The sequence below is a fragment of the Oscillibacter sp. genome (genome assembly GCF_028693505.1).
GTDB lineage: Bacteria > Bacillota > Clostridia > Oscillospirales > Oscillospiraceae > Oscillibacter.
The window spans coordinates 38,087-50,374 of sequence record NZ_JAQUVF010000005.1 but is presented as its reverse complement, the minus strand read 5'-3'; the positions used below and the strand labels follow the sequence as shown (position 1 = coordinate 50,374).

Here is a 12,288-nt window from a genome sequence, read left to right as displayed (position 1 = left end):
TTATAGAAAGACAGGAATCGATTATGCCGGAATCCATTTTTGAAACGGTGCGGGAGAAGGAAAGCCCTCTGGCGGAGCAGGCGGCGGACCAGATCAGCCAGCTCATTATTGACCAGCAGCTGACCAACGGAGAAAAATTGCCCAACGAGTTCGATCTGGCAGAGCAGCTGAATGTGGGGCGGGGCACGGTGCGGGAGGCGGTCAAGCTGCTGGTGGCCAGAAATGTGCTGGAGATCCGCCGGGGCCGGGGCACCTTTGTCTCCCACCAGACCGGCGTGGTGCACGACCCGCTGGGCTTTGCCTACATGCCGGACCAGCTGCGTCTGGCCCACGAGCTGCTGGATATCCGCTTAAATGTGGAGCCGTGGGTGGCCTCGCTGGCCGCGCAGCAGGCCTCGCCGGAGGATATTGCGGAGCTGCGGGCGCTGTGCGCGGAGATTGAAGCGCTGATCCACACCGGGCAAAATCATCTGGGACGGGATGAAGCGCTGCATGTGCGCATTGCCTCCTGCACCCAAAACCGGGTGATCTCCAAATTGCTGCCGGTGATTACCTACTCCGTTCAGCTTTTCGGCAAGCTGACGGATGACCGCATTTATCAGGAGACGATTGACACGCATCGCCGCATTGTGGACGCCATCGCCAATCACGATTCGGATGCCGCCGGCGCCGGGATGCGCCAGCATCTCATGGGGAATCTTTCTTCCATTGCGGAGCAGGAGCGGTTGTATGCGGAGGGAAAATCCTCCGAAAAGCTGGAAAAGCTGCGTCCGTGATCTGATTTAAGGCAATACCGCACAAAGCCGTCAGGCGGTCTTTGTGCGGTGTTGCCTTAAAGAAAAAGAGGCTCCTCCCTGTTGGGAGGAGCCTCTTTTTCTGCGCCGTGAGCGGGCGGTTTATCCCACTTCCACGCTCACGTCGACGCTCTCCGGCTTTTTCCGGCGGAGCCAACGGCTGAAATTATCGATGACGGAATAATAGACGGGGGTGAACAGCAGCGTCACAATGGTGGAGATGGTCATGCCGCTCATCATGGTGATGCCCATGTCGCTCATCATTTCGTTGGTGTCGCCAATGCCCAGCGCCATGGGGACCATGGCAAGGATGGTGGTGAGGGTGGTCATCATCACCGGGCGGATACGAAGCGGGCAGGCCTTCAAAATGGCATCCTCCCGGCTCTCGCCCCGCTCCCGGCGGATGCGGATGTAGTCCACCAGAATGATGGAGTTATTCACCACGGTGCCCGCCAGCATAATAAGCGCCACCAGCGAGATCATGGACAGGTTCCGGCCGGTGAGCGGCAGGGCGAACAGCGCGCCGGTGAAGGCCACCGGCAGGATCATCATGATGATGACGGGCATCAGGAAGGATTCAAACTGCGCCGCCAGCACGAAGTAGACCAGTCCCAGCGCCACCAGCAGCGCCAGCATCAAATCCCCGAAGCTGTCCATCATGTCCTCATAGGCTCCGGCGGTCTCCACGGTATACCCGTCCGGCACAGAATAGCTATTTAAGATGGTGCTGATCTGTTTGGTCATAGCGGCCGTGTCGCCGCTGATGGTATCGCCGCTGATGGTCACCTGCCGGGACTGGTTCACCCGGGTGATGGTCTGCGGCGCCTGCACAACATTCACCTGTGCCACAGCGGAAAGGGGCACATGTCCGCCCATGGCGGTGGCTACCGGCATGGAGCGCAGGGCGTCCAAGTTTTCCGAGGCCGCGCCGTCGCCCTTGACCACCACGTCCAGCTCCTTGTTGTCAATGGTAACCTTTGTGGCGGTGGCGCCGGTCAGCTCCGCGCGGACGGCGGCGCCCACGGTGGCGGCGGTCAGTCCATACTGCGCGGCGGCTTCCCGATTCATGGTGACCTTCACCTGCGGAATCTGCTCCGCCACGGAACTGGTCACGTCCACAGCGTCGGGGAGCTTCGCGATCTGCGCGGTCAAATCGTCCGCGATCATGGCAAGCGTGGCATAATCCTCTCCCGTGACATTTACGCTGATCTCGCTGCCGCTCATCATCCCGGTCATCTCGGAGGTGCCCACGGTGATCTCGCATCCGGCGATATCCTGCAGCTTGGCCCGCAGATCGTCCGCCACCTGCGCGGATGAGCGGCTGCGCGCGCTCTTGTCCACCAAAACCACGCCCATGGTGGTGGAATCTCCGCTGGACATCATGGACCCGGAGCCGCTTTGCGCCATGTAATACATGCTCTCCAGCTCCGGCACCTGCGCTTCCACGATGGCGGATACCCGGTCGGCAATGGCGGTGGATTCCCCGATACCGGAGCCGGTGGGCATGGCGATGGTAACGGAGACCTGGCCTTGATCCATCTCGGGGATCAAAACCATCTTTGTGGACAAACAGCACACGGAAAACAGGACCACCAGTCCCACGGACACCAGCATCCCGGTTTTCAAGTGGTGCACGAAATAGTTCAAAAGCTTGAGATAGAAGTCGTTGAGCCGACGAATCCAGCCGCCGACCTTGGCGGAAACGGCGCCCTTCTTCTTACCCGCCCGCTTGAGCGTATCCTGCCGGACCTTCTCCTCGTCCAGCATCATGTAGCACAAAAGGGGCACCAGCGTCAGGGCAATGAACAGGGACGAGAGAATCAAAAAGGCGATAGTGAGGCAAAAATCCTTAAACATCATGCCCGCAATGCCGCCGGCAAGGCCCAGCGGGAGAAAGACCGCCACGGTGGTCAGTGTGGAGGCCATCACGGAGGAGGTCACTTCCTTTGTGCCCTCCACGCAGGCACTCATGCGCTCGTGCCCCTCGGCGACATACCGGTAAATATTCTCCAGCACCACAATGGAGTTATCCACGATCATGCCGACGCCCATGGCAATGCCGCCCAGACTCATCATATTGAGGGTCAGGTCGAACACGTTCATCAAAATGAACACCGTCAGAATACAGACCGGCATGGAAACCGCGATGGTCATGGTGGCGCCCCAGCGGCGCAGGAACAAGAACACCACCACCGCCGCCAAAACCACGCCCAGAATGATGTTCTGCACCGCGGATTCCACGGACATGTCAATGTAGTCCGAAGCAAGATAGGGGAGACTATAATGAATGGCATTGTTCTGCGCGGCCAGCTTGCCCATCCGCTTTTCCACGGCGGAGGCCGCCGCCGCCTCGTTGGCGCCGGACTGCTTGGAAACCTGCAGCAGCACGCAGTTGCTGCCGTCCATTCTGGCAACGGTGTCGGTGTCCTTCGTCTCCAGCGCCACGTCGGCCACCTCGCCCAGACGCACGCTGCCGCCTGCGGGCAGGGCCACCAGCATGGCCGCCACGTCCTCCACGGACTGGAACTTGGCGTCGGTGCTGACTGTCAGCTTTTTGGAGCCGTTTTGCAGATTGCCGCCGGGGTAGAGCAGATTCTCCGCCCCGAGGAACTGGGAAATGTAACTATTGGAAAGACCGAAGCCCGCCGCCCGGGCGGCGTCGATGCGCACGGCGACCTGCTGTTCCACGCCGCCGAAGATGCTCACCGAGGCCACGCCGTCGATGCGCTCCAGCGCGGGGGCCACCACGTCCTCCGCCAGCGACTGGAGCTTTGCCGGGTCGTCGCCTGTCAGGGCGACCATAGCGGTGGGCATCATGTCGCTGATGTTGAGATTGACGATGATGGGGTCCATGGCGCCGTCCGGCAGGGAGAGCAGATCGAACTGCTCCCGCAGCTTGGTGGCGGCGATATCCAGATTTGTCCCCTCCACATAGGTGATCTGGACCTGACTCACGCCGTCCTGAGAGGAGGAGGACACCTGATCCACGCCGGGAACGGACATGATGGCCGTTTCCAGCGGGCGGCTGACCAGCTCTTCCATATCACTGGGGTTTGCGCCGTTGTAATAGCACACCACCACCGCCATGGGCGCTTCCATGTCCGGCAGCAGCGCCATTTGCAGCTGCGTGGTGAAAACCGCGCCGAAAATCACGATCATGATGACCGCCAGCAGCGTGGTCACTTTATGCCTGATGCAAAATTTTGCCGTACTCATCCGTTTTTATTCCTCCCCGGTGACAACGCGGACAATGTCCCCGTCGGAGAGGTAGGATTGCCCGACGGTCACCAGCTGTTGCCCCTCGCTGAGGCCGGAGGTGATCTCCGTGACGCCGCTGCCGTTGAGGCCCGTGGTGACTTCCACCGATTTGGCGGTGTCGTTTTCCACCACAAAGACGTACTGCGTCTCGCCGCTTGTGAGAATGGCCTCCGTGGGAATGACCAGCGTCCCTTCGGAGACGTCGGTATGGAACGTCACGTCGGCAAACATGCCGGAAAGCAGCCCGGTGACCTCGGGCGGCACCGTGAGCGTGACCGTGTAGAGCTTGGTTTGCGCACTGGCCGCCTTTTCCACCGAGCGGATCACGGCGGAGAAGCTCTGCCCCACCGCGCTTACATAGACGTCCGCTTCATCGCCGGAGGCCAGCTTGGGCACCAGCGTCTCGGAGACGGAAACCGTGATCTTCATCTGGTCCGCGCCGTCGATGACCGCCAGGGGCATCGCGGCGGAGACAAACGCGTTTTCCACCGCGTTCATCGTCACCAGCGTTCCGGCGATGGGCGCTACCACGTTGCCCGCGGCATCCACATTCTCCAGCGCGGTATCCAGCTGCTCCAGTCCGGACTTGGCGTTTTGCATCCCGGCCTCCAGCTGGGAGAGCGTGGAGTTGCGGGTGGCGACGGCGGATTGCAATTGCAGCTCCGCCTGATCGATCTCCATTTGGGACGCCGCGCCGATGGCGAAAAGCGCCTTCAAATCGTTGACGTTCTTCTGGCACAGATTCACCTGCGCTTCAAAAACGCCCTTTTGATCCTGATAGCTCTGGGCGGCGGCCGCGTAGCTGATCTGCGCGGCGCTGCGGGAAGAGAGGGTGCTGACCACATCCAGCGTGCAGATCACGTCTCCCGGGCGCACCGTGTCCCCCGCCTCAAAGTAGACGGCGGTGCACTTGGCCGCGGAGGCGATCATGATGGTGGATTCGTTGTCTGCGGCGACCTTGCCGGAAACCTTGCTGTCGGTTGCGATGGTGTCTGCCGCCACGGTCTCCACCTGTACGGCGGTGCCGGCGACGGGGGTATCCTCTGCGGGAGCTTTCCCTCCGCAGGCGGTCAGTGAGAGCAGCAGACCTGCTCCCAGCAGTAAAGAGATGATTCGTTTCATGAAATATCGCTCCTCTTATTAGTTCAGGATGCCGTGCTGCACGGCCCAGCAGTAGCTGTTGTACGCGGAAAAGAGGTCGTCGGACGCGCCGCTGACCTTTTTCTCCGCCGCGCGCAGAGTATCCTTGGCGTCCAGCAGTGCGTTTTGCGACAGGGCACCCTGCTGGTATTTCAATTCTTTCGCCGCGTAGGCGCTCTGTTCGCACGAAAGAGATACCTGCGCCGCGCTTAGAATCTGCCGGTAATCCAGCACCTGGGCATACAGCGTGCCAAAGCGCAGCTCGTAGTCCTGCACCGCGGCGTTGTAGGTGTACTGGGCGGCCTGCCAGGCGCTTTTCGCCTGCCGGAACTCCAGCTTGCTTTCCCGGTATCCGGTGTCCACGCCCACGTCGTCGTAGGACTTCTTTGCGTCCTCCAGCGTCTTGGAAGCCGCGAGCATCTCGTAGCTTTTCTCCTTGGCCGCCGCCAAGTCCTTCTCCCGGTCCATGGCCCCCAGCTGCGCTTGCGTCACCGCCGGAATCGCGCCCAGCTTGATGGTCCCGGTCTGGTCCGCGCCGATCAGCAGCTCCAGCTGCAATTTGTAGTTTTGGATGTTCATGGAAAGCGTGTCAAGCCCGCTCACCAGCGCACTCCGCCCCGCCTTGGTCTGCTCCAGCGTCAGCGCGGAGACCTGCCCCAGCCGGTAGCGCAGCTCCATCTCCTCCACGGTACGGTTGAGGGCCGCCAGCTGGCGCTCCAGCGCGGATTCCTGGGTGTCCATGGCCAGCAGCGCCACATACAGCTTTTCGCCGCCCATGACGATCTGGTCCTGCAAATTTTCCAGCTGCCGCTTTGTGGCGGCGTTGTCCTTTTGGAGCTTCCCGTCTTTAATGTCGTCCAGCTGGTCCCGCAGGGCCGTGGTAGCCTGCTGGAGCTGTTCATATGTATAGGAATCCCCCTGCTGTGAGAGCGTCAGGAAGTGTTTGGCCTTGCCGATGTTGCTGATCTGGTCCCGCAGTTGCTCCGAAAGATCGTCGTAATCCATGTCCGCGAGAAACCGGATGCTCTCTTCCAGCGCCAAGAGCTGCAAGTTGTTCTCCCGGATGCGCCGCTCCAAATTCGCAAAGCTCAGCGTGCCCACCGCGTCCGGCGCGATGGTCACCGCGTCCGTCAGAGACTCCCCGGTCTCCGCCTTTTCTGCGTCCGGCCCTGCCAGCGTGGTCTCGGCGTTCTCTCCGGCTTCCGCCGTCTCTGCGGTTCCGGCGGTCTCTCCGGTCTGGGCGGCGTCCTCGGTCTGGGCATCGGCGGCGCTGGCCGTCTCCGCCGCCGGGGCTGCGCCGCTCGCTTCTTCTGCCAGCGCGGACACCCCGCACAGCGACAGCCCCAGCGCCAGCGCCAGCAGCAGGGCAAAAATTCGTTGTTTCATGGACTTTTCCTCCTATGTCTCCTGTCAGTCCGCCGCGTCCAGCGCGCCGTGCTGAATGATTTCCAGATGGCTCAGCAGCCGCTGGCGATACTCTGCCTCGCGTTCCGGGCAGACCAGACTGTCCATCAGCGAGGACCCCAGCGCCAGCAGCGTGAGATTGAATACCTGCCAGATAAATTCCGGGTCCCTCCGGCGAAACGCGGTGAGATCCAGCTCCGTCTGCACTTTTTCCAGCAGCACCGATGCGGGCATATGCGGCATCAGCTTGCGCACATCCATCCCCGGGTTGATCCGCATGATCTGGATGCAGCGCTCCAGCATCGGCTCCGTGGCCTCTCGCTCCCGCTTTGAAAACACGTCAAAGCAGCGGATCTGGGTCTCAAAAAGGTTTCCCCCGCACGCTTTCAGAATCTCCCGGTAATTCTCCGTAAAGCGGTCCCGCACAGCGCCCAGCAAATAGCCGAACAAATCCGCTTTGTCCGCAAAGTACTGATAGAAGCTCCCCCGGGGAACCCCTGCCCGCCGGACGATCTGATTGATGGAAACCTCCGCAAACTTCACCTCGGTGAACTCCGCCCACGCCGCGTCTAAAAAGCGCTCCCGTTTTTCTTCCGGAAGCCGCAAAAACGTTTCCTTACACATGGAATCCCCCTTCCACAAAAATCCGTGCCTGCCAGTTTATGACAGGGTGTCATTTTGTGACAACATGTCATTGATTATAGGCAGAAGAGCGCCGCCTGTCAATCGATTTTTTCGTCAAGAACTGTTAATATTTTATGAATGCGCGTGGCGGCAGGGTGCGCCTGACTCAAAAAGCCAATGGAGCTTGAAAGCGCGGGCTGAAAAAAGCGCCCGGGCAGGCCGTTTGCACGGCCCGCCGGGCGCTTTTTCTGTAATGGTTCCTGTTTTCGCTCCCCACTCAGGGCAGCAGACCGAAAAATTGCAGGGCCGTGCGGATCTCCCGGTCCCAAAAGTCAAAATCATGGATGCCGGGGGTGACGTGAAAGGTGTGGGAAAGGCGGGGGCATTCCGCCTTGATAAACGCCGCGAAGTCCTCGTTGTCCGCAAGAAGCGGATCGTCGTCTCCGCAAAGCTGCATCAGCCGGGGGGCGGGGGCAGCGGCGTCGTTGAGCCGGCGGGCCAGCTTTTTCAGGCTGAAGTCCGTGGACTCATAGTCGGCGGGCGTCCCAAACACACGATGGAGGTTTTCCCCCACCTCCGAAAGCGTGGGGATGGCAAGGCCCTTGTCCGCCGCGCTTGGGGGCAGCTCCGTCAGCCTGTCCATCCGCACAGCGGTGGAAAGACCTGCGGCGGCTCCGTACTGTTCCGGGCAGCTCAGGGCGGCTCGCAGCGCGCCGTAACCGCCCATGGACATGCCCGCGATAAAGGTCTCTTCCCGCTTTGGCGAGATGTGAAACCAGTTCTTCAGCGCCAGCGGCAGTTCCTTTGTGAGATAGGTGCCGTACCGGTGGGTCTGCGCGCCGTCCACATAGCAGCCCCGCCCGCCGTTTGGCATGACCACGATCACATCCGTGTTTTGGAGATAGGACTCCAGCCGGGTCAGTCGGAGCCAGCTGGTGTGATCCTGCCCGTGACCGTGCAGCAGGTAGAGCACGAAATAGGGCGCGCCGTCGCGGCTCTCGTGGGGCACGCCCCGCCGTTCCGGCAGCAGCATGGTCACCTGCGTGTTCATTGCCAGCTCGTAAGAGTAGAGATCCAGATTCAAAACCGCCATTGCAAAGTCTCCTTCTTTTCATTCAATGTGCCGCGCTGCTGTTTCAGCCGTTTTCCTGCCAGGTCACCAGACGGCGGTTGTCCTTTTCGCCCTCTTCCCGGGTCTTGGCATAGCTCTCCGGGCTGACGCCCATAATTCGCCTGAAGGTGTTGTAAAATGTACAGTAATTCTGAAAGCCCACCTCAACGGCGATCTCCGTCAGCGGCGTGCCCTTGCCCATCAGCAGCGTGGCGGTGTTGATCCGCTTTTCATCAATATACAGCTTGAGCGTGCTGCGGGTGATGTTTTTAAAGGTGCGGGAGAGGTAGGTGGGGTTATAGTTGGTCATGCGCCCCAGGGTCTTGAGGCTCAGGTCCTCGCCAATGTGCAGATTGATGTAATTGATCAGCTCGCAAACCAGATTGTCCTGCCGGGTCAGCGGCGCGCCGCCGCTGTTGAACCGCAGGAAATCATCCTGCAGGTAGGCCAGCATCTGGTGGAGAATCCCCAGCTGGAACACCATCTTCCCATGCTCCAGAGAGCAGTCCTGAAAGGCGTTGATGAGGTCGATGTACTTGTGGATATCCAAAGAGCCGAGATGAAGGACCGGATAGCCGCTGCCGTTCCGGCTGAAAATCTGGATGAGGTTGTCCGTCTTTGTGGAGCAGGACATGACAAAATTAAAGGTCAGCCCCACGCAAAAGCGCATATGGGCGTCGTTGTCCCGCACCAGCCAGACGTGCTCGTCCATCAAATCGCAGCGCACGATGTCCCCGAAGTTGACCTCATACTCCTGATCCAGCAGCCGGAATTTGGCGGGTTCTTTCCCCAAGTAAATGGCAAACTCATAAAAATCGTGAAAATGGAACAGCGGCGCCTTGTTTTTTCCGGTTTGATGCAGCTCCGCATCAAAGCCGAACTGGTCCGTATTATTGGAAAAATGTGCGGCATTGCTCGAAAACGCAGTGGGATTCAATTCTTGTGCCATCAATTTGTACCCAACACGGTAACCGCTCCGGTCGCCGCCTTTCTTTCGGATATAAAAACCCGATTTTTTCATGCAAAATAATATCAATTCAAATTTTTCTCACTTTTCAGCTCCAAAAAATAATATTTCATGAAAAGTAATCAAAATAATCAAACTTTTTTGCAAAAACAAAAATCAAGTTTTTTCGCAGGAGAGGGTTTTATAAGAGAAATTTTACAAAAAAATCTCTTATAGTACCGCAATATCTAATATAGTATCACAGCATCTAAAGAATTTCAATCCCAATAGTCGCAAAAAGTCATATCAACAGCAAAGCAGGGAGAGGCGGTGCCTCTCCCTGCTTTCTCAGTTGTTTTTCCCCAGATAGGCCTCTTTGACTTTTTCGTTTGCCAGCAGCTCCGCGCCGGTGCCGGAGAGGGTAATGTTGCCGGTTTCCAGCACATACGCAAGGTCCGCGATTTTCAAGGCCATGTTGGCGTTTTGCTCGATGAGCAATACGGTGACGCCCTGATGGTTGATCTCCCGGATGATGGAAAAGATATCCTGCACCACCAGCGGCGCAAGGCCCAGGGAGGGTTCGTCCAGCATCATCAGCTTGGGGCGGGACATCAGCGCCCGGCCCACGGCCAGCATTTGCTGCTCGCCGCCAGAGAGCGTACCGGAGAGCTGCCAGCTGCGCTCCTTCAGCCGAGGGAAGAGCTGGTACACCCACTGGATGTCCGTTTCGATCTCCGCCTTGTTCCGCCGGAGATAGGCGCCAATCTTCAGGTTTTCCAAAACCGTCATATCGGGAAATACCCGCCGACCCTCAGGGCTCATGGCGATTCCCGCGCTGATGATGCGGTCGACGGGCTTTCCCAGCAGTTCCTCGTCGTTCCACCGGATGGACCCGGAGGCGGCCTTTACCAGTCCGGTGATGGTGCGCAGCGTTGTGGATTTTCCCGCGCCGTTGGCGCCGATGAGCGTCACGATCTTTCCGTCCGGCACCTCCAGTGAGATGCCGCGCAGGGCCTGAATGCCGCCGTAGGCCACATGCAGGTTTTCAATCTTAAGCATCTTCCGCCACCCCCAGATACGCGTCGATGACACGCTTGTTGTTCTGGATCTCCGCCGGGGTCCCCTCGGCAATGAGCTTGCCGAAATCCAGCACGTAGATGCGGTCGGAGATATGCATGACCAGATTCATGTGGTGCTCGATGAGAAACACGGTGAGATGAAATTTGTTCCGGATATCCGCAATGAAGGCGGTCAGCTCGTCGGTCTCCTGGGGATTCATGCCCGCCGCCGGTTCGTCCAGCAGCAAAAGCTGCGGCTCGGCGGCAAGCGCCCGGGCGATCTCCAGCCGCCGCTGCTTGCCGTAAGGCAGGGAGGTGGCCAGTTCGTTCTTCACGTCCGCAAGGCCCACCGTCTCCAGGAGCTGTTCCACGCTCTGGCGCTGCTGGGCCTCCTCCTTGCGGTTTAGGCGGAAGGTGGCCGAAAGCACGTTGCTGGTGGCCCGGCAGTGCTTGGCAATGAGCACGTTGTCAAAAACGGTCTGGGACTTCCACAACCGGATGTTCTGGAAGGTGCGGGCCATGCCCAGCTTCGTGACCTTATCCGGTGTGGGGGCGAGGGCGCGGGTATACTCCCCGCCGTGCTGGCCCTTATAGAGCTTTTTCATCTTCCCCTGGGGATAGTTCTCAATGATCTTGTTGCCCTGAAACCAGACCGCGCCGTTGGTGGGCTGATACACGCCCGTGACCACGTTGAAGGCCGTGGTCTTTCCCGCGCCGTTGGGGCCGATGAGCGCCACGATCTCCCCTTCGTTGATCTCCAGATTCAGGTTGTCCACAGCCACCACACCGCCAAACTGCATGGTGGCGTTCTCGACTTTCAGAATGTTGTCACTCATTTTTCGGCGGCCTCCTTTTTGTGCTTTCTCCCCCGCCTGTCCAGCAGGTCCGGCAGCTCTCTGTCACCCATGATGCCCTTGCGGAAAAACAGCACAATTGCCATGATGATCACGGAAAATGCCGCCATACGGAAGCCGTTTTTAAAGAGCGACGGGGCGGAAATCCCCAAAAATGTGCCGGAGTCCAAGCCCCGCAGCAGCCACTCGGAGCTGAAAATATACAGGAAGCTTGCAAGGATGGACCCGGTGATGGAGCCGATGCCGCCGATGACCACGATCAGCAAAATCTCGTACGTCATGGCGCTTTTGAACGGCGCTGCGGCAATGGTGCCCATATACATGGCCATCATACCGCCGCCGATGCCCGCAAAGAAGGAGCTGATGACAAACGCGAGGCGCTTATGCCGCGCAAGATTGATGCCCATGGCCTCCGCCGCCACCTCATCGTCCCGGATGGCCTTGAAGGCCCGCCCGTAGGTGGAGTTGATGAGGAGCACAATGATGGCGATCATGCCCCCCGAGAGCAGCACGTAAGGCGTGGCGTGGGTAAAGGTCGGGTAGCTTTTGAGCAGGTTGGACCCGTTGGTGATGGGACCCAGCGCGTTCCACTGGAAAAAGGCCCGCAGAATCTCCGCAAAGCCCAGCGTGGCAATGGCCAGATAATCGGATTTCAGCCGCAGCACGGGAAGGCCTATGAGGTACGCCATCAGCGCCGCCAGAACGCCGCCCACCAGCAAAGCTGCCAGCATGCCCACCGTGGGGCCAACCGCGTCGCCCAAAATCCCGGCGCAGCTCTCCGGCAGGGAGAACTGGATCGAGCCGCCGTCAAAATACTGATAGACGCTGGCCCGCTTTGCCACCGGGATGGTCAGCACGCCGTAGGCGTAGGCGCCCAGCAGCATAAAGCCCGCCTGTCCCAGGGAGAAAAGGCCAGTAAAGCCGTTGAGCAGGTTCATGGAAACCGCCACCAGCGCGTACACCGTGGCTTTTTTGATGACCGTGACGGCAATGTGATAACCGGGCAGCAGCGCGTCCACCGTCAAACAGGCCGCCAGCAGCACCGCCAGCACCACAACCAAAAAGATGGATTTCTTTTTCTTCATTGTCATATGGTTCC

10 protein-coding genes are annotated in these 12,288 nt (G+C 59.4%); 1 reads left to right on the top strand and 9 read right to left on the bottom strand.

Annotation, left to right across the window (positions count from 1 at the left end; genetic code table 11):
• Positions 1 to 23: 23 nt before the first annotated feature.
• Positions 24 to 776: a FadR/GntR family transcriptional regulator gene (locus PHI30_RS02585; RefSeq protein WP_300023498.1), complete on the top strand. Its 753-nt coding sequence runs from the start codon at positions 24 to 26 to the stop codon at positions 774 to 776.
• 120 nt (positions 777 to 896) lie between these two features.
• Here PHI30_RS02585 and PHI30_RS02580 read toward each other — a convergent pair whose 3' ends face one another.
• The 9 genes from PHI30_RS02580 to PHI30_RS02540 form a co-directional block, all read right to left on the bottom strand.
• Positions 897 to 4,010, bottom strand: coding sequence for an efflux RND transporter permease subunit (locus PHI30_RS02580; RefSeq protein WP_300023496.1), 3,114 nt, complete (start codon positions 4,008 to 4,010; stop codon positions 897 to 899).
• 6 nt (positions 4,011 to 4,016) lie between these two features.
• Entirely contained in the window at positions 4,017 to 5,174 is a 1,158-nt protein-coding gene (locus PHI30_RS02575) for an efflux RND transporter periplasmic adaptor subunit (RefSeq protein WP_300023493.1), read from the bottom strand.
• A gap of 18 nt (positions 5,175 to 5,192) precedes the next feature.
• Complete coding sequence (locus PHI30_RS02570; RefSeq protein WP_300023491.1) at positions 5,193 to 6,578, bottom strand: hypothetical protein; 1,386 nt, start codon at positions 6,576 to 6,578, stop codon at positions 5,193 to 5,195.
• A gap of 24 nt (positions 6,579 to 6,602) precedes the next feature.
• Positions 6,603 to 7,220 (bottom strand): TetR/AcrR family transcriptional regulator, encoded by a 618-nt coding sequence (locus PHI30_RS02565; protein WP_300023489.1) that lies wholly within the window; start codon positions 7,218 to 7,220, stop codon positions 6,603 to 6,605.
• Positions 7,221 to 7,497: 277 nt separating this feature from the next.
• Positions 7,498 to 8,313 (bottom strand): alpha/beta hydrolase-fold protein, encoded by an 816-nt coding sequence (locus tag PHI30_RS02560; RefSeq protein WP_300023487.1) that lies wholly within the window; start codon positions 8,311 to 8,313, stop codon positions 7,498 to 7,500.
• 43 nt (positions 8,314 to 8,356) lie between these two features.
• The gene (locus tag PHI30_RS02555) at positions 8,357 to 9,280 is read right to left on the bottom strand and encodes an AraC family transcriptional regulator (protein ID WP_300023484.1); all 924 of its coding nucleotides are present in this window, start codon (positions 9,278 to 9,280) and stop codon (positions 8,357 to 8,359) included.
• A 345-nt stretch (positions 9,281 to 9,625) separates the two neighbouring features.
• Complete coding sequence (locus PHI30_RS02550) at positions 9,626 to 10,336, bottom strand: ABC transporter ATP-binding protein (protein ID WP_300023481.1); 711 nt, start codon at positions 10,334 to 10,336, stop codon at positions 9,626 to 9,628.
• Positions 10,329 to 11,171, bottom strand: coding sequence for an ABC transporter ATP-binding protein (locus tag PHI30_RS02545; protein ID WP_300023479.1), 843 nt, complete (start codon positions 11,169 to 11,171; stop codon positions 10,329 to 10,331). The genes PHI30_RS02550 and PHI30_RS02545 overlap by 8 nt, the downstream gene beginning before the upstream one ends.
• A complete protein-coding gene (locus PHI30_RS02540) occupies positions 11,168 to 12,280 on the bottom strand; it encodes a branched-chain amino acid ABC transporter permease (protein ID WP_300023477.1) in 1,113 nt (370 codons plus the stop codon). Before PHI30_RS02540 ends, PHI30_RS02545 begins: the two co-directional genes overlap by 4 nt.
• Between the last annotated feature and the right edge of the window lie 8 nt (positions 12,281 to 12,288).